General features: G+C 58.2%; 17 protein-coding genes. 4 read left to right on the top strand and 13 right to left on the bottom strand.

Annotated elements, in window-relative coordinates; translation table 11 throughout:
- Nucleotides 1-382: DUF6436 domain-containing protein (locus ACRER8_RS18205; protein WP_431747610.1), on the top strand; the 382-nt coding region annotated here is incomplete at its 5' end.
- A 178-nt stretch (nt 383-560) separates the two neighbouring features.
- Here the strand turns inward: ACRER8_RS18205 and ACRER8_RS18200 are convergent.
- Entirely contained in the window at nt 561-1,475 is a 915-nt protein-coding gene (locus ACRER8_RS18200) for a ParB/Srx family N-terminal domain-containing protein (RefSeq protein ID WP_431747609.1), read from the bottom strand.
- Between the two features lie 257 nt (nt 1,476-1,732).
- On the opposite strand from ACRER8_RS18200, the gene ACRER8_RS18195 reads away from it, so the two are divergent.
- Nucleotides 1,733-4,132: a penicillin acylase family protein gene (locus tag ACRER8_RS18195; RefSeq protein WP_431747608.1), complete on the top strand. Its 2,400-nt coding sequence runs from the start codon at nt 1,733-1,735 to the stop codon at nt 4,130-4,132.
- 150 nt (nt 4,133-4,282) lie between these two features.
- On the opposite strand, the gene ACRER8_RS18190 is transcribed toward ACRER8_RS18195, so the two are convergent.
- The 8 genes from ACRER8_RS18190 to ACRER8_RS18155 all read right to left on the bottom strand — a co-directional run bounded on the left by ACRER8_RS18190 (nt 4,283) and on the right by ACRER8_RS18155 (nt 13,706).
- Complete coding sequence (locus ACRER8_RS18190; RefSeq protein ID WP_431747607.1) at nt 4,283-5,173, bottom strand: ABC transporter permease subunit; 891 nt, start codon at nt 5,171-5,173, stop codon at nt 4,283-4,285.
- Nucleotides 5,170-6,090, bottom strand: coding sequence for an ABC transporter permease subunit (locus ACRER8_RS18185; RefSeq protein WP_431747606.1), 921 nt, complete (start codon nt 6,088-6,090; stop codon nt 5,170-5,172). The genes ACRER8_RS18190 and ACRER8_RS18185 overlap by 4 nt, the downstream gene beginning before the upstream one ends.
- Nucleotides 6,087-7,229 carry a polyamine ABC transporter ATP-binding protein gene (potA, locus tag ACRER8_RS18180; protein ID WP_431747605.1) on the bottom strand — a complete coding sequence of 381 codons (1,143 nt, stop codon included), beginning with the start codon at nt 7,227-7,229 and terminating at the stop codon, nt 6,087-6,089. The genes ACRER8_RS18185 and potA overlap by 4 nt, the downstream gene beginning before the upstream one ends.
- 55 nt (nt 7,230-7,284) lie before the next feature.
- A complete protein-coding gene (locus tag ACRER8_RS18175) occupies nt 7,285-8,379 on the bottom strand; it encodes a polyamine ABC transporter substrate-binding protein (protein WP_431747604.1) in 1,095 nt (364 codons plus the stop codon).
- Nucleotides 8,380-8,707: 328 nt separating this feature from the next.
- Nucleotides 8,708-9,805 (bottom strand): polyamine ABC transporter substrate-binding protein, encoded by a 1,098-nt coding sequence (locus ACRER8_RS18170; protein WP_431747603.1) that lies wholly within the window; start codon nt 9,803-9,805, stop codon nt 8,708-8,710.
- 268 nt (nt 9,806-10,073) lie between these two features.
- A complete protein-coding gene (locus ACRER8_RS18165; protein WP_431747602.1) occupies nt 10,074-11,438 on the bottom strand; it encodes an aspartate aminotransferase family protein in 1,365 nt (454 codons plus the stop codon).
- Between the two features lie 72 nt (nt 11,439-11,510).
- The gene (locus tag ACRER8_RS18160; protein WP_431747601.1) at nt 11,511-12,869 is read right to left on the bottom strand and encodes a glutamine synthetase family protein; all 1,359 of its coding nucleotides are present in this window, start codon (nt 12,867-12,869) and stop codon (nt 11,511-11,513) included.
- Between the two features lie 48 nt (nt 12,870-12,917).
- On the bottom strand, nt 12,918-13,706 hold the full coding sequence (locus ACRER8_RS18155) for a gamma-glutamyl-gamma-aminobutyrate hydrolase family protein (protein ID WP_431747600.1): 789 nt from the start codon (nt 13,704-13,706) through the stop codon (nt 12,918-12,920).
- Between the two features lie 277 nt (nt 13,707-13,983).
- Here ACRER8_RS18155 and ACRER8_RS18150 point away from each other — a divergent pair, with 277 nt between their 5' ends.
- Together ACRER8_RS18150 and ACRER8_RS18145 are read left to right on the top strand one after the other, a co-directional pair.
- Nucleotides 13,984-15,360, top strand: a complete 1,377-nt coding sequence (locus tag ACRER8_RS18150; protein ID WP_431747599.1) for a glutamine synthetase family protein — start codon at nt 13,984-13,986, stop codon at nt 15,358-15,360.
- A gap of 260 nt (nt 15,361-15,620) precedes the next feature.
- On the top strand, nt 15,621-16,253 hold the full coding sequence (locus ACRER8_RS18145) for a TetR/AcrR family transcriptional regulator (RefSeq protein ID WP_431747598.1): 633 nt from the start codon (nt 15,621-15,623) through the stop codon (nt 16,251-16,253).
- Nucleotides 16,254-16,722: 469 nt separating this feature from the next.
- Here the strand turns inward: ACRER8_RS18145 and ACRER8_RS18140 are convergent, their stop codons facing one another.
- The 4 genes from ACRER8_RS18140 to ACRER8_RS18125 are packed head-to-tail and all read right to left on the bottom strand — an operon-like array spanning nt 16,723 to nt 19,590.
- Complete coding sequence (locus tag ACRER8_RS18140; protein WP_062379390.1) at nt 16,723-16,938, bottom strand: TOBE domain-containing protein; 216 nt, start codon at nt 16,936-16,938, stop codon at nt 16,723-16,725.
- A 51-nt stretch (nt 16,939-16,989) separates the two neighbouring features.
- Nucleotides 16,990-17,799 carry an aliphatic sulfonates ABC transporter ATP-binding protein gene (ssuB, locus tag ACRER8_RS18135; protein WP_431747597.1) on the bottom strand — a complete coding sequence of 270 codons (810 nt, stop codon included), beginning with the start codon at nt 17,797-17,799 and terminating at the stop codon, nt 16,990-16,992.
- A complete protein-coding gene (ssuC, locus tag ACRER8_RS18130; RefSeq protein WP_431747596.1) occupies nt 17,796-18,584 on the bottom strand; it encodes an aliphatic sulfonate ABC transporter permease SsuC in 789 nt (262 codons plus the stop codon). The genes ssuB and ssuC overlap by 4 nt, the downstream gene beginning before the upstream one ends.
- A 28-nt stretch (nt 18,585-18,612) precedes the next feature.
- Nucleotides 18,613-19,590: a sulfonate ABC transporter substrate-binding protein gene (locus ACRER8_RS18125; RefSeq protein WP_431747595.1), complete on the bottom strand. Its 978-nt coding sequence runs from the start codon at nt 19,588-19,590 to the stop codon at nt 18,613-18,615.
- Nucleotides 19,591-19,827: the final 237 nt, after the last annotated feature.

Genomic DNA, 19,827 nt, shown 5'->3' with positions numbered 1-19,827 from the left:
CGACAGCCGATCGCGAATGAATTCGCTCCCACAAGGTTTGCGCCGGGCAGGCGGATCCGGGGTTGGACAATCATTGCAGGCTCGCCCAAGGATCAATGCGTGTCTTTGTAATCAATCACTAAAGGCTGCTTTGACATTGAGCGCCATCACACCTCTGGACGGCCTGCCAGGCGCCAAGCGGATCACTTCTAGCCTGGCGGGAGCGATCTGGGACCGGCAGGGCAACCTCGCGTATTTCGGGCCTTACAGCGAGGGGCTGGTCTGTAATTCGCAAAATAGCTTTATCGAACCGATCCTTCAGGCACTCAAGGCAGATCGACCGGTCAATGTGACGCACACCATGGCGGTGGGATGTTATTGCCCGTGGTCAGGAGGCGATTGACCCCGATCTTCGGGACGCCTGATCACCTCTGTGGGAGCGAATTCATTCGCGAGAGGCCCGTCCATCCGACGAAGATGTATCGGATGCGACAGCCGATCGCGAATGAATTCTCTCCCACAGGGTTTGCGCCGGGCAGCCTGATCCGGGTTGGGACAATTATTGCAGGCTCGCCCAAGGATCAATGCGTGTCTTTGTAATCAATCACCAAAGGCAGCTTTTCATCGGCGGTCCTGGTCAGCACTTTGCGCTTGACCGTCTTGAAGCCGCCTAGCTGTTTCGCTGTCATGCCGCCGCCCACCAACTTGCTCAACGGCGGTTTGACCATCAGATCACTCGCCACCTGCAATGCCTGGTGATAACCGCTGCGTTCGCTGAAATTGAAGTCAGCAAGCTCAAGCTGGCCGCGCAGCCAATCGGCCCAGTAAAACTCGAGGAATTCCGGCGAAACATCGCCTGACTTCGGCTTGTCATAAGCCGCGCCGCGAACGAAATAAACCATGCTGCGCAGGATGTCGTTATGCATCGACTGCAAGCCGACATGGGCGGGCAACTGATCGGGAGAAATCGACTGCCCATTGCCGTCCTTGAGCCAGACCTTGTGCGCCTGCTGCATCCGCGTCCAGAAAGCCGCCATGTCCGCGCTGTCGCTGAAATCATCGGTAATCCGCACTTTCATCTTCATTTGCGAACCGACGCCGGGCTGTTCCCAGAGCGAGCTGAAGGTGTGATGACCGTCCGTGAGATAGAACTGGCCGCCAGGGCCGACAACCACGGTTTTCATCTCCTGCGGATGTGCGTTCGGCTGGTCCTTGCAGGCGAAGGTTTCGGGCGTCAGTGGATCGGCGCTTTCGCTGATCGCCCTGGCCTTGCTCTGACCGTTGCTTTCGCAGATCTCATCGAACAGCTTTTGCCGATCCTTGGCGAAGCGTTCGAGCGTGTAATAGACCTGATCGTAGCCAATGACCGCTTGGGTCGGATGCAGCTGTTCGAGACTGACTTCGACGATGTCGCCGGGTTTCGGCCCAGTGAGGGCCAAAGCGTGGCAGCAGCTCAGAGCCAGCAACAAGGCCAGGCCGCGGGATGGAATTCGCATGGGGAAGACTCTTCAGGGCGTGAGCTGAGCTTAATGCAATAACAAACTGACACAACCTGATGCGTGTGGGAGTGAGCTTGCTCACGAATGCGGGAGGCCTGTCACATCCACTGCGACTGACACGACGCCTTCATGAACACGCTCACTCCCACAGGATTGGTGTTGCTCGCAAGGGTCAGCCACTTTTCAGCACCGCTACACAGCCTGACGACAAATCTGTAGCCTTCCTGGCTTCTCACTGATTTCCGAGCCGCCGGATGAAACGCAGCCTTTCCGTCATCGCCCTCGTGGTCATTCTGATCGCAGGCATTGGAACCTGGTATATCCACAGCAAGCAGCCCATGCGCGATGGCGAAATTTCCCTGACTCATCTGCAGGCGCCGGTCAGCGTGCGCTATGACGAACGCGGCGTGCCGCACATCAGGGCTGACAATCAGGACGATCTGTATCGCGCTCTGGGTTATGTCCACGCTCAGGATCGGTTGTTCCAGATGGAGATTCTGCGCCGACTGGCCCGTGGTGAACTGGCCGAAGTGCTCGGACCGAAGCTAGTGAACACCGACAAGCTCTTTCGCAGTCTGCGTATTCGCGAGCACGCCGATGAATACGTCGCCCGTCAGGACAAGAACACCCCCGCCTGGCAGGCGCTGCAAGCCTATCTGGACGGCGTGAACCAGTATCAGGCAACTCACTCCAAACCCATCGAATTCGACGTGCTAGGCATCGACAAGCGACCGTTCACCGCCGAGGACACCCTGAGCATCGGCGGCTATCTGGCCTACAGCTTCGCCGCCGCATTTCGTACCGAGCCTCTGCTGACCTACGTTCGCGACCAACTCGGGCCGGACTACCTTAAAGTCTTCGATGTGGACTGGCAGCCCCAAGGCGCGTTGCACCCAACGCCAGCCTTGAGCAGCAAGGACTGGAAAGGCCTGAGCGATCTGGCGCAGCTCAGTGCCCAGGCGCTGGAAGACGCCGGCCTGCCGCAATTCGAAGGCAGCAATGCCTGGGTGGTATCGGGCAGCCGGACCCAAAGCGGCAAGCCATTGCTGGCGGGCGACCCGCACATTCGTTTCTCGGTGCCCACGGTTTGGTATGAAGCGCAATTGTCCGCGCCGGGTTTTTCACTGTATGGGCATTTTCAGGCGCTCAATCCGTTTGCCCTGCTGGGTCATAACATGGATTTTGGCTGGAGCCTGACCATGTTCCAGAACGACGACGTTGATTTGATCGCCGAGAAGGTCAACCCCGACAACCCCAATCAGGTCTGGTATCACGGCGCCTGGGTCGACATGACCTCGCGCCCGGAGCAGATCAAGGTCAAAGGCGAATCGCCGATCACCTTCATGTTGCGCCAATCGCCCCACGGCCCGATCGTCAATGATGTCCTCAGCGCCAGCGGCATTCAGGACCACGCCGACACGCCCATCGCCATGTGGTGGTCGTTCCTTGAATCCGAGAACCCGATTTTGCAAGGCTTCTACGAAGCCAACCGCGCAGACACGCTGGACAAGATGCGCAGCGCTGCCGAGAAGATCCAATCGCCGGGTCTGAACGTGGTCTACGCCAACGCCAAAGGCGATATCGGCTGGTGGGCGGCAGCGCAGTTGCCCAAGCGCCCGGTCGGGGTGAACCCGGCCTTTATCCTCGACGGCAGCGCCGATCAGGCGGACAAGAACGGTTTCTACCCCTTCAGCGCCAATCCCCAGGAAGAGAACCCCGCGCGTGGCTATATCGTGTCGGCCAACTTCCAGCCGGTTTCTCCCACAGGCATGGAGATTCCGGGCTATTACAACCTCGCCGAGCGCGGTCGCCAGCTGGACAAACAGCTGAGCGACAGCACCGTGAAATGGAGTCTGGACAACAGCAAGGCGCTGCAACTGGGGACGAAGACGGACTATGCAGCGCAGATTCTCACGCCGCTGATGCCGGTGCTGCGGCGGGTCATCAGCGACCCCGAAGAGCACGACCTGATCGAACGTCTGGCGGCCTGGAAAGGCCATTACCCGGTGGATTCGGTCGGCGCGACGCTGTTCAACCAGTTCCTCTACAACCTGAGCGATCAGACCTTCCGCGACGAGCTGGGTGACGGGATGTTCGCCACGCTACTGTCAACGCGGGTCATCGACATGGCGCTACCGCGGCTGGCCGCGGACGTCAGCTCGCCATGGTGGAACAATCGCAACTCCCCCGCACCCGAAAACCGCGACAACACGGTTAAGGTGGCTTGGCACGCGGCGGTCTCACATCTCAAATCGCTGTACGGGGTGAACCCGGATGAATGGACCTGGGGCAAGGCGCACACACTGACCCACGAGCATCCACTGGGCCGCCAGCCGCCGCTGGACATGTTGTTCAACGTCGGCAACTTCGCGGCCCCGGGTACCCACGAAGTGCCGAACAATCTGTCGGCAAGCATCACCGCCGCGCCTTGGCCAGTGACCTACGGGCCGTCTACAAGACGCCTGATCGACTTCGCCGACCCCGCCCACGCCCTGGGCATCAACCCGGTCGGGCAAAGTGGCGTGCTGTTCGACAAGCATTACGCCGATCAAGCCCAGGACTACATCAACGGACAGTACAGGCCGGAGCGGTTCAGTGAGGGGGATGTGGCGGGGAATAGCAAAGAGGTGTTGAGGTTGGTGCCGGTCAAATAGCACCGCCGAACATCTGTAGGAGCCGGCTTGCTGGCGAATGCGTCAGGTCAGTCATGGTAATGGTGACGGATAGAACGCCTTCGCCAGCAAGCCGGCTTCTATAAGGGTTGCGTCGTGCTGCACGTTTGCGGCAGACACAACCCCCGTCAATCAAACCGGCTCAACCACCTTCGCCCGACGTACATCCGGTTGTTTCCAGCCATCCGCCGCCGCTTCTTCAATGGCTTGTTGGATGGCCTTTCTGCGGTTGTTTTCAGCGCGGCGGCTGAAGAACCAGACCAGGAATGTCGCGATCGACACCGCCAGCAGGATCAAGCTGGCAATAGCATTGATCTCAGGCTTCACGCCCAGACGCACGGCCGAGAACACTTCCATCGGCAAGGTCGTGGAACCGGGACCGGAGACGAAGCTCGCCAATACCAGATCGTCCAGCGACAGGGCGAAGGACATCATGCCGCCCGCTGCCAAAGATGGCGCGATCATCGGGATAGTGATCAGAAAGAACACCTTCCACGGACGCGCGCCAAGGTCCATGGCGGCCTCTTCGATGGACATGTCCAGCTCGCGCAGACGTGCCGACACAACCACCGCCACATAGGCCGCACAGAACGTTGTGTGGGCGATCCAGATAGTGACGATGCCACGTTCCTGCGGCCAGCCGATCAACTGCGCCATAGCCACGAAGAGCAGCAACAACGAAAGGCCGGTGATCACCTCAGGCATGACCAGAGGCGCCGTGACCAGGCCACCGAAGAAGGTACGTCCCTTGAAACGCGTGACGCGGGTTAGCACGAACGCCGCCATGGTGCCTAGCGCAACGGCCGCCACCGAGGTGTAGCAGGCGATTTCCAGCGAGCGAGCCACGGCGGCCATCAGTTGCGTGTTGTCGAGCAGGCCGACGTACCACTTCACCGACCAGCCGCCCCAGACCGTCACCAGCTTGGAGGCGTTGAACGAGTAGATCACCAGAATGACCATGGGCGCGTAGATGAACAACAGGCCCAGTACCAACATCAGGTTCGAGAATCGGAAGCCTCTCATGCCTTGCCCTCCAGTTCTTTGGCCTGGCTGCGGTTGAACAGAATGATCGGCACGATGAGGATCAACAGCATCACCACCGCCAGCGAAGACGCCACCGGCCAGTCGCGGTTGTTGAAGAATTCTTGCCACAGGACCTTACCAATCATCAGCGTCTCGGGGCCGCCCAGCAATTCAGGGATGACGAACTCCCCCACCACCGGAATGAACACCAGCATGCAGCCAGCGATGATGCCGTTCTTGGACAGCGGCACGGTGATTTTCCAGAAGCTGTTGAAGGTGCTCGACCCCAGGTCGGATGCGGCTTCCAGCAGGCTTTGATCATGCTTCACCAGGTTGGCGTACAACGGCAGGATCATGAACGGCAGGTACGAATACACCACGCCGATATATACCGCGAGGTTGGTGTTGAGGATCTGCAACGGTTCATTGATCACGCCCAGCCACATCAGGAAGGCGTTGAGCAGACCGTTGTTGCTGAGAATGCCCATCCAGGCGTAAACGCGGATCAAAATCGCCGTCCAGGTCGGCATCATGATCAGCAGCAACAGCACCGTCTGCATTTCCTTGCGCGCGATGGAGATGCCGTAGGCCATTGGGTAGCCGATCAACAGGCAGAGCAAGGTGCTGAAGAAAGCCATCTTCAACGAGCCCAGGTACGCCGAAATGTACAGGTCGTCTCCGGTCAGCAACGCGTAGTTGGCGAAGTTGAGCACGATGTCGAGCTTCTGCTCGGCGTAGGTGAAGATCTCGGTGTACGGCGGAATCGCGACGTCGGCTTCGGCGAAACTGATCTTGATGACGATCAGAAACGGCAGCGCGAAGAACAGGAACAGCCAGAGGAAAGGAACCCCAATGACCGCCTGACGGCCATTGGGCGTTATTCGATTGAGCGCCCGTTTGATTTTTCGGATTTTCATGAGCGCAGTACCACGCCGCTGTCGTCTTCCCACCAGACGTAGACTTCATCTTCCCAGGTCGGGCGTGCGCCACGGCGCTCGGCGTTGGCGACGAAGGACTGAACCAGCTTGCCGCACGTCAGTTGCACGTAGAACACCGAGTGGCCGCCCAGGTAGGCGATGTCGTGCACCTTGCCGCGCGACCAGTTGTATTCCTGAGTGGGCTGCTCGGTAGTGATGAGCAGTTTTTCCGGGCGAATCGCGTAGGTGATGTGCTTGTCTTCCACCGAGGTGCTGATCCCGTGGCCGACATAGATATTACGTTCAAGCTCCGGGCTGCGGATCAGCGCGTGGCCTTCCATGTCCTCGATGACTTCACCGTCGAACAGGTTGACGTTGCCGATGAATTCACAGACAAGGCGACTGGTCGGGGTTTCATAGATATCCACAGGGCTGCCAATCTGGGCGATCCAGCCCAGGTGCATGATCGCGATACGCTGGGCCATGGTCATGGCCTCTTCCTGGTCGTGGGTCACCATCACGCAGGTCACGCCGACGCGCTCGATGATCTCCACCAGTTCCAGTTGCATCTGCGAGCGCAGCTTTTTGTCCAGCGCACCCATTGGCTCATCGAGTAGCAACAGTTTCGGCTTCTTGGCCAGCGAGCGCGCCAGCGCCACACGCTGACGCTGTCCGCCGGACAGCTGATGCGGTTTGCGCTTGGCGTATTGGGTCATCTGTACCAGCTTGAGCATCTCGGCCACACGGGCTTCGATCTCTTCCTTGGGCAGCTTGTCCTGCTGCAGGCCGAACGCGATGTTCTGCGCCACGGTCATGTGCGGGAACAGCGCGTAGGACTGGAACATCATGTTGATCGGACGTTCGTACGGCGGCATGTCGGTGATGTCGACACCATCGAGGAAAATTCGCCCCTCGGTCGGTCGCTCGAACCCCGCAAGCATGCGCAATAGTGTGGATTTGCCTGAGCCGGAACCGCCGAGCAAGGCGAAGATCTCGCCCTTGTTGATCTGCAGAGACACATCGTCCACAGCAACCGTCTCGTCGAACTTTTTCGTGACCCGATCGATTTTGACCAGCACCTGTTTAGGTTGCTGACCACCCTCAAGGGCTTTTTTGTAGGCGCCGGAGGCAACTGCCATGGGTGAAACTCCCAACTGTTTTTGCGTCCGACCAATAGGGTCGGGCGCCAGGTCTTTATTTACCGGATTTGATCTTGGTCCAGCTGCGCGTCATCAGACGCTGGATCTTCGGTGGCAACTCGGAGTTGACGTATAGGCGGCCCTGCACTTCCTTGGATGGATAAACCGAGTCATCGTTGCGAATGTCCTGATCCATCAACTCGCCCGAAGCGGGGTTCGGGTTGGCGTAACCGACTTGGTCGCTGACCTTGGCGATCACCTCAGGCTTGAGGATGTAGTTGATGAAGGCGTGCGCGGCCTTGACGTCTGGCGCATCAGCCGGAATTGCCAGCATGTCGAACCACAGGTTGCCGCCTTCCTTGGGGATCGAGTAAGCGATGTTCACACCCTTGCCCGCCTCTTCGGCGCGAGCCTTGGCCTGGAACACGTCGCCGGAGAATCCGGCCGCGATGCAGATATCGCCGTTGGCAAGGTCCGTGATGTATTTGGAGGAGTTGAAGTAGGTCACGTAAGGACGGACTTTCAGCAGCTTGTCTTCGGCTTTCTTGTAGTCTTTTTCGTCGGTGCTGTTGGGGTTCAGCCCCAGATAGTTCAGCACCGCGGGCATCATCTCGTCAGCCGAATCGAGGAACGCAACGCCGCACTTCTGCAGCTTCTTGATGTTCTCGGGTTCGAACAGCACGGCCCAGGAGTCAATGGTGTCGACGCCCAGAACTTGCTTGATCTTGTCGACGTTGTAGCCGATGCCGTTGGTGCCCCACAGGTACGGTACGGCGTACTGATTGCCCGGATCATTTTTCTCCAGGCGCTTCATCAGCTCAGGGTCGAGATTGGAATAATTGGGGAGTTGCGATTTATCGAGTTTCTGGAACGCACCGGCCTTGATCTGTTTGCCAAGGAAGTGATTGGAGGGCACCACTACGTCATAACCGGTGCGACCGGCGAGCAGCTTGCCTTCCAGGGTTTCGTTGGAGTCGAAGACATCGTATTTGGTCTTGATTCCGGTGGTGGATTCGAAATCCGCCAGGGTCGTGGTGCCAATGTAATCGGACCAGTTATAAATGCGGACGGTGGAATCCGCGTAGGCGCCGACGGCGAGCGTTAGCCCAGCGCCCAGCAGCAAGCTTTTGGAAAACAAAGAAATAGACACGTTTGCAGTCCTTTTTTAGTAGGTGGGCCTGTTGCCCTGGCCGACGACAGTAACGACTGCCTGTGACAATTCCGGCGCGCAACTTACCCTCGATGAACGCTGCTCGCAAAAAACTTTTTATTTCTTGCCTCGATCGCCAGAGATTGCGGCTTCCCTGTGGGAGTGAGCTTGCTCACGAAGAGGTCAGTGCAGTCACCGCAAATTGGGGTCTGAAAGTCCGCCTTCGTGAGCAAGCTCACTCACAGGTCATTCACTGATCACCAACGACTTTTCACCCCTAGACAATTGAGGTGCACGTGCCGTCATTGACGGCACGCTTCGACCAGGCTTACTTGCCCGATTTGATGTTGGTCCAGGCGCGTGTCATTTCGCGTTGTGTCGCCGCAGGCAAGTCGGCAATCGCATACAACTTGGACAGCACGTCCGCTGGCGGATACACGCCTGGGTCGGAAGTGATTTCCTTGTCGACGAACTCGGTTGCAGCCTTGTTACCGTTCGGGAAGTGAACGGAGTTAGTGATTTCAGCCATCACTTTAGGTTGCAGGATGAAGTTCATGAACTTGTAGGCACCCTCGACGTTTTCCGCGTCTTTAGGGATGGCGACCATGTCATAGAAGCTGCCAGCACCCTCTTTCGGAATGTTGTAGCTGATCTTGACCTTGCCACCCGCTTCCTCAGCACGTGCCTTGGCCTGATACACGTCACCCGAATAGCCCACGGCTACGCAGATGTTGCCGTTGGCCAGGTCCGAGATGTACTTGGACGAGTGGAAGTAAGTGACCGAAGGACGAATTTTCAGGAACAGATCCTGAGCTTTCTTGATGTCTTCTTTCTTCTGGCTGTCGGTTGGCAGGCCCAGGTAATGCAACGCTACTGGCAGCATTTCGGTCGGCGAATCGAGGAAGCTGACGCCACAGCTTTTCAGCTTGGCGGCATTCTCGGGCTTGAACAGCAGATCCCAGGAGTTGACCGGAGCGTCGGCACCCAGCGCAGCCTTGACCTTGTCCGGATTGAAGCCGATACCGATCGAGCCCCACATGTAAGGGAAGGCATGCTTGTTGTCCGGGTCGCTGACCGACACGGCTTTCAACAACGCAGGGTCGAGATTTTTGTAGTTAGGCAGCTTGGACTTGTCCAGCTCCTGATAAACACCGGCTTTGATCTGTTTGGCGAGGAAGTTGTTCGACGGTACGACGATGTCGTAACCGGACTTGCCAGCCAGCAATTTGGCTTCCAGCGTCTCGTTGCTGTCGAAGACGTCGTACACCACTTTGATGCCGGATTCTTTTTCGAAGTCGGCAATGGTGTTTGGCGCGATGTAATCGGACCAGTTGTAGACGTGCAGAACTTTGTCATCGGCGTGTGCAGCTGCGGCCACTGCGCCCATCAGGGACAAGGCGAGGAGGGTTTTGCCAAATTTCTTCATGCGTACAGCTCCAGTGTTTTTTATGTTAGCGACGACTAAAACAGCCGTTAGTCTGGCAATTTCCTGGGCAGGCTTACAAGCAGAGCAGCCTGCCATGTTGCATAACTTTCAAAGATTTCATCTGCACGCCAATACCCTCGTTCACGACCACCACTTAGTGCACTACCCACGTGCTGTCCTGGGAACTCTCCTGTAACAGTCCGGCCTGCCGGCGATAGCAATTTCGCTGACACCACTGCGGGCAAGCCATGCTGCTAAAAGTCCAGATTCAGCGTTGTAATGCCTCAAGTGTCAGGTCCAGGCATGTGCGTGCTTTTTCCACCAACTCGTCGATCTCGGCGAAGCTGATCACTAGCGGCGGTGAAATGATCATCGTGTCACCCACCGCTCGCATGATCAGTCCGTTATTGAAGCAGAAAGTCCTGCAGATCATGCCCGCACCTCGATCGACATAACGCTCGCGAGTGGTTTTGTCTTTCACAAGCTCGATGGCGCCGAGCATGCCGACGCCCCTAACTTCACCCACCAGCGGGTGATCGCTCAGCTCACGCAAACGCTTTTGCAAGTATGGTGCCGTTTCCGATTTCACTCGCTCGACAATCTTTTCTTCGCGCAGAATCCGGATGTTTTCCAGGCCCACCGCTGCCGCCACCGGGTGACCCGAATAGGTGAAACCGTGGTTGAAGTCGCCGCCCTCATTGAGCACCTTGACCACTTCATCGCGCACGATCACGCCGCCCATCGGGATGTAGCCCGAGGTCAGGCCCTTGGCAATGGTCATCAGATCGGGCTTGAGGCCGTAGAAATCGCTACCGAACCACTCACCGGTACGCCCGAAGCCACAAATCACCTCATCGGCGACGAAGAGGATGTCGTACCTGGCGAGGATCTCCTTGATCTTCGGCCAGTAGGTGTCCGGCGGAACGATCACGCCACCCGCGCCCTGAATCGGCTCGGCAATGAAGGCGCCGATATTGTCTACGCCCAGTTCGAGAATCTTCTTTTCCAACTGCTCGGCCGCCCAGACGCCGAACTCGTCCGGGGTCATGTCGCCGCCTTCACCGAACCAGTATGGCTGCGGGATGTGCACGATGCCCGGAATCGGCAGGTCGCCCTGCTCGTGCATGTAGGTCATGCCGCCAAGGCTTGCGCCTGCGACGGTGGAGCCGTGATAGCCGTTCATGCGGCTGATAATGACTTTCTTGCTCGGCTTGCCTTTGATCGCCCAATAGTGGCGGACCAGACGCAGCACGGTGTCGTTGCCTTCGGAACCGGAACCGGTGAAGAACACATGGTTCATGCCATCCGGGGCGATCTCGGAAATCGCCTTGGCCAGTTGCAATGCAGGCGGGTGCGCAGTCTGGAAGAAGAGGTTGTAATAAGGCAGTTCACGCATCTGTTGGCTGGCGGCATCGGCCAGTTCGTCACGGCCATAACCGATGGCCACGCACCACAGACCGGCCATGCCGTCGAGAATCTTGTTGCCTTCGCTGTCCCACAGATAAACGCCCTTGGCCTTGGTGATGATGCGCGGGCCTTTCTCTTTAAGCTGTTTGAAGTCGCTGAACGGCGCCAGGTGATGATCGCTGCTGAGCGCTTGCCATTCGCGGGTTTGCGGGTTGTTGGAACTCATGAATCACTCCATTGACTGGCTATGCATGTCGGGCGCCTGTGGCCTGAAAAAGACACTCGACGCCCGGGATCGTCAGACGGCGAAGAGCAGGAATTCCCGCTCCCACGAACTGATCACACGCTTGAAGTTTTCGTGCTCGGCGCGCTTGACCGCGACGTAGCCGGTGACAAATGTCTTGCCGAGGTATTTCTCGACCGTTTTGCTGTTTTCCATCCGCTCCAGTGCGTCTTCGATGGTTAACGGCAGGCGCAGGTTGCGGCGCTCGTAACCGCGGCCCACGACCGGCGCACTTGGGTTGAGGCCCTCGACCATGCCGACGAATCCGCACAACAGGCTCGCGGCGATCGCCAGATACGGGTTGGCATCGGCGCCAGGCAGTCGGTTTTCAACCCGGCGGTTCTGCGGGGTCGCATCGGGGACGCGCAGGCCGACGGTACGGTTTTCTTCGCCCCACTCCACGTTCACCGGCGCCGAGGTATCGGGCAGAAAGCGGCGGAACGAATTGACGTTGGGCGCGAACAGCGGCAAGAGCTCGGGGATCAGCTTTTGCAGGCCACCGATGTGCTGCAGGAACAGCTGGCTCATGGTCCCGTCTTCATTGGAGAAGATGTTCTTCCCGGTCTCGATGTCGATGATGCTCTGATGCAGGTGCATGGCGCTGCCAGGCTCGCCGGTCATGGGCTTGGCCATGAAGGTCGCGGCCACTTCATGCTTGAGCGCCGCTTCGCGCATGGTGCGCTTGAACACCAGAATCTGGTCGGCCAGCGACAGGGCGTCGCCGTGACGGAAGTTGATCTCCATCTGCGCCGTGCCGTCTTCGTGAATCAACGTGTCCAGATCCAGGTTCTGCAGTTCGCACCAGTCGTAGACGTCTTCGAATAACGGGTCGAATTCGTTCGCGGCTTCAATGGAGAAGGACTGGCGACCGGTTTCCGGACGCCCCGAACGGCCAACCGGCGGTTGCAATGGATAATCCGGGTCGTCGCTGCGCTTGGTCAGGTAGAACTCCATCTCAGGCGCGACGATGGGCTGCCAGCCTTGATCGGCGTAGAGCTTGAGGACTTTCTTGAGCACGTTGCGCGGCGACAGCTCGATGGGGTTGCCTTGCTTGTCGTAGGTGTCGTGAATCACCTGCGCAGTGGGCTCGATGGCCCAGGGGACCAGGTACACCGCGTTCTGGTCAGGACGGCAGAACATGTCGATGTCTGCGGGGTCCAGCAACTCGTAATAAATGTCGTCTTCGACGTAATCCCCGGTCACGGTCTGGAGCAATACGCTTTCCGGCAAGCGCATGCCCTTTTCGGCAATGAACTTGTTGGTCGGAGAAATCTTGCCCCGCGTGATACCGGTCAGGTCGGAGATCATGCACTCGACTTCGGTAATCCTGTGTTCTTTCAACCAATCGGTGAGCTGGTCGAGGTTGGTACTCATAAATACCTCAGGGGTTTCAGAACCGATCGCCGTTATGGCAACCGGGCGTTATCTGGACGCATCGGCGTCACGTTGCGTTGCCCGTTTTCGACAGGCATCGCCAAATGCCTGAAGAATTGAAAGATAGTCGGGGTTGTGCATGACTTGCCACTCCGGATGCCACTGAACGCCCAGTGCGAACACCTCGGACGAAGCAAAAGGCGCGCCCGAGGGAACGGAGATCGCTTCGATCAAGCCATCCGGGGCGGTTGCCTCCACGCGCAAACCGGGCGCCAGGCGCTCGATGCCCTGACCATGTATTGAATTGACACGAATTTCTTGCGCCATCCCCAAGCCGGCCAGAATCCCGCCCGGCTCTATGTGCATCGGATGGCTTGGAGCGTATTGAATTTCAACAGGTTCATTGTCTGGCTCACGATGGTCCATGAAGGTTCCCGTCTCGTGAACGCTCTGATGCAGACTGCCGCCAAACGCCACATTCATCTCCTGGAACCCACGACAAATCCCCAGCACCGGCACTCCGGCGGCCACAGCGGCACGAATAAGAGGTAAGGTGGTGCGGTCGCGTGCAGGATCATGAGCAGTACCGGGCGCGCTGGCTGGACCACTATAGTGATAGGGTTCGACGTTGGATGGAGAACCGGTGAAGAGCAATCCATCGACCGCCGAGAGGATATCGGCCGGATCGATGAGCTCTGCCAGAGACGGCAGAATCAGCGGCAGGCCCTTGGCAGCGACGGCGACTGCACGGACGTATTTGTCACCACTGATGTGATAGGCATGCGAGCCAATTTGCTGAGTGCAGGCGGTGACGCCGATCAGCGGAAGGCGAGACATGTGACCCCCGGTGTTATTGCTGTTATGGGCTGCGATCGAGCTTAGCCTTGTTCATTTTTTTACACAACAACGCCGTAAAAAATAAAATACGCTCCGCTCAAGATCGCTACTTCCGCCGCTTCGAACAGGAAAAAACCGCCCTAAAGTGCGGCAAATTTGGCTTAAGGGCGCCGTTTTAGGGCAGAACGGGGCTCTCTTGACTTCATCAGGGCTTTCGGATTGACTGAACCCCGTAATGCTCGATGATTGATATTTTCAACAACAAAGGTGTTGCATCATGTCGGTACCCCCGCGTGCCGTTCAGCTCAACGAAGCGAACGCGTTCCTTAAGGAACATCCTGAGGTTCTATACGTTGACCTTCTGATTGCAGATATGAATGGAGTGGTGCGCGGCAAGCGCATCGAACGCACCAGTCTCCATAAGGTTTACGAAAAAGGCATCAACCTCCCAGCTTCTCTTTTCGCACTGGATATCAATGGCTCGACGGTGGAAAGCACCGGCCTGGGTCTGGACATCGGTGACGCAGACCGAATCTGTTATCCAATCCCCGACACTCTCTGCAACGAGCCTTGGCAGAAGCGTCCTACCGCACAACTCTTGATGACCATGCACGAACTGGAAGGCGAGCCATTCTTCGCCGATCCACGTGAAGTGCTGCGCCAGGTCGTGGCCAAGTTCGATGAAATGGGCCTGACCATCTGCGCGGCGTTCGAGCTGGAGTTCTACCTGATCGATCAGGAGAACGTGAACGGTCGTCCACAACCGCCGCGCTCGCCGATTTCCGGCAAACGCCCGCACTCGACACAGGTCTACCTGATCGACGACCTCGACGAATACGTCGACTGCCTCCAGGACATTCTGGAAGGCGCCAAAGAGCAAGGCATCCCTGCCGACGCGATCGTCAAGGAAAGTGCCCCGGCGCAGTTCGAAGTGAACCTGCACCACACCGCCGATGCCCTCAAAGCCTGTGATTACGCAGTGCTGCTCAAGCGACTGATCAAAAACATCGCTTACGACCATGAGATGGACACAACCTTCATGGCCAAGCCGTATCCAGGCCAAGCGGGTAACGGTCTGCACGTCCACATCTCGATCCTGGATCGCGATGGCAAAAACATCTTCACCAGTGAGGATCCCGAGCAGAACGCCGCATTACGTCATGCAATCGGCGGTGTGCTCGAGACCCTACCGGCGCAGATGGCGTTCCTTTGCCCGAACGTCAACTCGTATCGCCGGTTCGGTGCTCAGTTTTATGTACCCAACTCGCCCACCTGGGGACTGGATAACCGCACGGTCGCCGTTCGCGTGCCCACCGGCAGCGCCGATGCCGTGCGTATCGAACACCGCGTCGCCGGTGCCGATGCCAATCCGTATCTGCTGATGGCCTCGGTGCTCGCTGGTATTCACCACGGTCTGACCAACAAGGTCGAGCCCGGTGCGCCGGTCGAAGGCAACTCGTACGAGCAGCATGAACAGAGCCTGCCGAACAACTTGCGTGATGCTCTGCGCGAGCTGGACGACAGCGAAGTCATGGCCAAGTACATCGATCCGAAGTACATCGATATCTTCGTTGCGTGCAAGGAAAGCGAGCTGGAGGAGTTCGAGCACTCCATCTCCGACCTTGAATACAACTGGTATCTGCACACTGTCTGACGGTTGTGTGAAATAAAAAGAACGCCCCCAATCCATGTGGTTGGGGGCGTTCTTTATTTTAGACGAGGGAGATCACGGGATTTCGCCACCTGCGCCATTTGTCGCGGATGTATTAGCTCCCACGGAGATGGGCGAAGGATCGAAATAACGGCCTTGGTGATGACCTGTGGGAGCGAATTCATTCGCGATGAGGCCGAGCCAGGCGCCGTAGATCCATGCCTCGCGTACAATGCACGCGGCCCCGATCAAGAGAGCAAGCAATGACCCGCCCCGCCACACCCCGCAAACCCCGCGCGCGCAGTCAGGCCCGGATCGACTCGATTCTCGACGCCGCCCGTACGCTCCTGGCTTCAGACGGAGTGGCGAGCCTGTCGATCTACAGCGTGGCCGAGCGCGCAGAGATTCCTCCCTCCTCCGTTTACCACTTCTTCGCCAGCGTGCCGGCCCTGCTCGAAGCGTTGACCGCAGACATTCACGCCGCCTTTCGCGAAAGCCTGCAGCAGCCCATCGATCATGCGCGGCTCAACCACTGGCACGACCTGTCGCGAATGGTCGAAACACGCATGCTCACCATCTACAGCGAAGACGCCGCCGCCCGCCAGCTCATCCTCGCGCAGCACGGCCTGACCGAAGTGACTCAAGCCGACCGCCAGCATGACGTCGAGCTGGGCAACCTGATGCACGAGCTGTTCGCCAAACACTTCCAGCTGCCAGCCCTGCCGGATGATGTCGAGGTCTTCGCCCTGGCGCTGGAACTCGCCGATCGCGTCTATGCCCGCTCCGTGCAATTGCACGATACCATCACCCCGCGCATGGCCGAGGAAGGCAGGCGCGTGTTCGATGCGTATCTGGGGCTGTATCTGCCGCCGTTTTTGCCAAAGCACACGTTCTGAAACAGCGCCGAGCCGCTGTGGGAACAAATTCGTTCGCGAATGGCCGGTACAGCCGATATATCTCTGTCGTCTGTCATATCTTTCGCGAATGAATTCGCTCCCACAGGGAACCGCATTTCAACCTTGAATCGTGGAGCCCTGACTAAGGCACCGCCTCTCTCGATTGCGTCTCTACACGGGCATCGAGCCAAACATCAACGAGCATGTCTTGGCCGTCTACTACCAAAGACGCAGGACTATTGAATCCTACATCAACACGTGCAAGGGCCTTTCTCCTGAGTACGACAAAACAACCGACGTTACTCACGGTGGGAGCGAATTCATTCGCGAATGGCCGGTACAGCCGATATATCTCTGTCGTCTGTCATATCTTTCGCGAATGAATTTGCTCCCACGGGCTGTTGCACCAACTTCACACAAAAAAACCCCGAAGGGCTCGCGCCCATCGGGGTTGTGCACAACGCATCGATTACAACTTGGCGATCGACACTTCGGTGGATTTCACGAACGCGATCACTTCGCTGCCGACAACCAGCTCCAGCTCTTTGACCGAGCGGGTGGTGATGACGGACGTGACGATGCCGGAAGCGGTCTGTACGTCGATTTCGGACAATACGTCGCCGGTAACGATTTCCTTGATGGTGCCTTTGAACTGGTTACGTACGTTAATGGCTTTGATAGTCATGGTTTGGCTTCCTTTGTGAGATCAGATCCGGGTGCAACATTGCACCTGGATTTAGTTGGCCCAACGCAGTTGCGTGGGCAGCGGTGAAGTGGGTTCGGGTTCGGGCGGGCTGCCGGGTACGGACAGCACGCGGTTGAGCACTTCGGTTTCCAGTGCGGCCAGTCGGTAGGAGCCGCGAGCGCGCGGTCGGGCGAGTTCGACCTGCAGATCCAGACCGATGCGGCCTTCTTCAATCAGCAACACACGGTCGGCAATGGCTACGGCCTCGCTGACGTCATGGGTTACCAGCAGCACGGTGAAACCGTGTTTCTGCCACAGGTTCTCGATCAGCTGTTGCATCTCGATACGGGTCAAGGCATCCAGCGCGCCCAATGGCTCATCGAGCAGCAACAGACGCGGCTGATGAATCAGGGCCCGCGCCAACGCTACACGCTGCTTCTGGCCGCCCGACAAGGCTGCCGGCCACTCATTGGCGCGCTCGGCCAGCCCTACAGCTTCCAAGGCTTCGAGAGCCTTGCCGCGCCAGTCGCCGCTAAGGCCAAGGCCCACGTTGTCGATGATGCGTTTCCAGGGCAGCAAACGCGCTTCCTGGAACATCAGACGGGTGTCGTCCCGGGCATCGGCCAGCGACGCATTTCCGGCCAGCAATTGCCCGCTGGTAGGTTTATCCAGGCCCGCCAGCAGGCGCAGCAAGGTACTTTTGCCACAGCCGCTGCGACCGACCACAGCGACGAATTGTCCGGCCGGGATGTGCAGATCGATGTCTTTCAATACTTCCCGCGAGCCGAAGGTTTTCTTCAGTTTGCGGACTTGAAGCGGAATCCCGCGCAACAGGTTTGCCGGTTGTTGGAGATTGCTCATTGCGCGCCACCTTTAGCCACTTGATACGCCGGGTGCCAACGCAGGCAGACCCGCTCCAGACCGCGCGCCGCGAGGTCTGCCAATTTGCCGAGTACGGCGTACAGAACGATTGCCAGTACCACCACATCGGTCTGCAGGAATTCACGGGCGTTCATCGCCAAATAGCCGATGCCCGAGCTGGCTGAGATCGTTTCAGCCACGATCAGCGTCAGCCACATGAAGCCCAATGCAAAGCGCACGCCGACCAGAATCGACGGCATCGCGCCTGGCAGAATCACATGACGGAACAGTGAGAAGCCCGACAGACCGTAGCTGCGCGACATTTCCACCAGTGCCGGGTCGATGTTGCGAATGCCGTGGTAGGTGTTCAGGTAAATCGGGAATAACGTGCCCAATGCCACCAGGAAAATCTTGGCGCTCTCGTCGATCCCGAACCACAGGATCACCAGCGGAATCAGCGCCAGGTGCGGCACGTTACGGATCATCTGCACCGAGCTGTCGAGCAGACGTTCGCCCCACTTCGACAGACCGGTGATGAAGCCCAGCGTCAGGCCGATACCGCCGCCGATAGCAAAACCAATACCGGCACGCCAGCCGCTGATGGCCAAGTGAGTCCATATCTCGCCACTGCGCACCAGCGTCACACCCGCTTCGATGACCGCGCTCGGCGCGGGCAGGATCCGAGTGGAGAGCCAGCCGGCGCTGACCGCCAGTTGCCATATCGCCAGCAACAAGACCGGTAGCATCCAGGGCGCCAGTCTGTGAGTGATTTTTTCCACGCTCATGGAGTTGTCTCCTCTTAAATGCCGAGGCTTACTGCGCTTTAGCGACAGCAGCAGGTGGCGTCCAGATCACATCGGCGATGCTGAGCGGTTTGGGGATCAACTTGAGTTGATAGAAGGTGTCGGCAATTTTCTGTTGGGCCGCGACGGTTTCAGGGGTGATGAACAACGCCCCGTAACCTTGGCGTTTTACCGAAATGCGCGTGATGTCCTCAGGCAAGCCGAGCAGCGGCGCAACCTGTTTGGTCACTTCTTCGGGGTTGGCCTTGGACCAGTCGCCCACCGCGCGCACTTCTTCGACCAGAGTCTGAATCACCTTCGGATGCTGTTGTGCATAGGGCTTGGTCGCCAGATAGAACTGGTTGTTGTCGACGATGCCTTTGCCGTCACGCAGGGTACGCGCCTGCAACTGTTGCTCGGCGGCGGCCTGGTACGGATCCCAGATGACCCAGGCATCCACGGCCCCACGTTCAAATGCAGCACGGGCATCGGCCGGCGGCAGGTAAACGGTTTGAATGTCACTGTATTTCAGTCCGGCCTCTTCCAGAGCCCGCACCAGTAGGTAGTGAACGTTGGAGCCCTTGTTCAGCACGACCTTCTTGCCCTTGAGGTCCTTGACCGAGGTGATCGGCGAATCCTTGGGCACCAGCAGTGCTTCACTGGTCGGCGCAGGCGGCTCGGATGCTACGTAGAGCAGGTCGGCGCCAGCGGCTTGGGCGAAGACTGGCGGCGTTTCACCGGTCACGCCGAAATCGATGGAGCCCACGTTCAGGCCTTCAAGCAGCTGCGGGCCACCGGGGAATTCGGTCCACTGGACCTGAACGCCTTGTTCGGCAAGTTTCTTTTCCAGCGAGCCTTTTGCCTTGAGCAGTACCAGCGTGCCGTACTTCTGATAACCGATGCGCAGGGTATCGGCCTGAGCTTGAGCCTCTTTTAAAAAACTTGGGCCGAAAGACACCGCCGCAACAAACAGAGCGACCAGGCCTCGACGCAAAATGACAGTGCGCATGGCACGCTCCTTTGCTTGTAGCTGAATAGGTAGCACCTGCTCGTCCGATGGCGGACCAGTGAGGTGTGAAGGGATTCATTACTGGCGATCTCGCCAGACGGAGAGACCTTAACAGGGCTTTGTTATTCGCTAAAATCATATTTATTCATTTGGTTAGCACCAAACTGAATATGCCAGGGCTGGCAGACCACGCGGGTTTTCTGTGGGAGCGAATTCATGAGCGAGAGGCCAATAAGA

It is taken from the genome of Pseudomonas sp. (genome assembly GCF_050739935.1).
Classification (GTDB): Bacteria; Pseudomonadota; Gammaproteobacteria; order Pseudomonadales; family Pseudomonadaceae; genus Aquipseudomonas.
The sequence above is the reverse complement of the archived record's forward strand: the minus strand, read 5'-3'. Positions and strand labels throughout refer to the sequence as shown.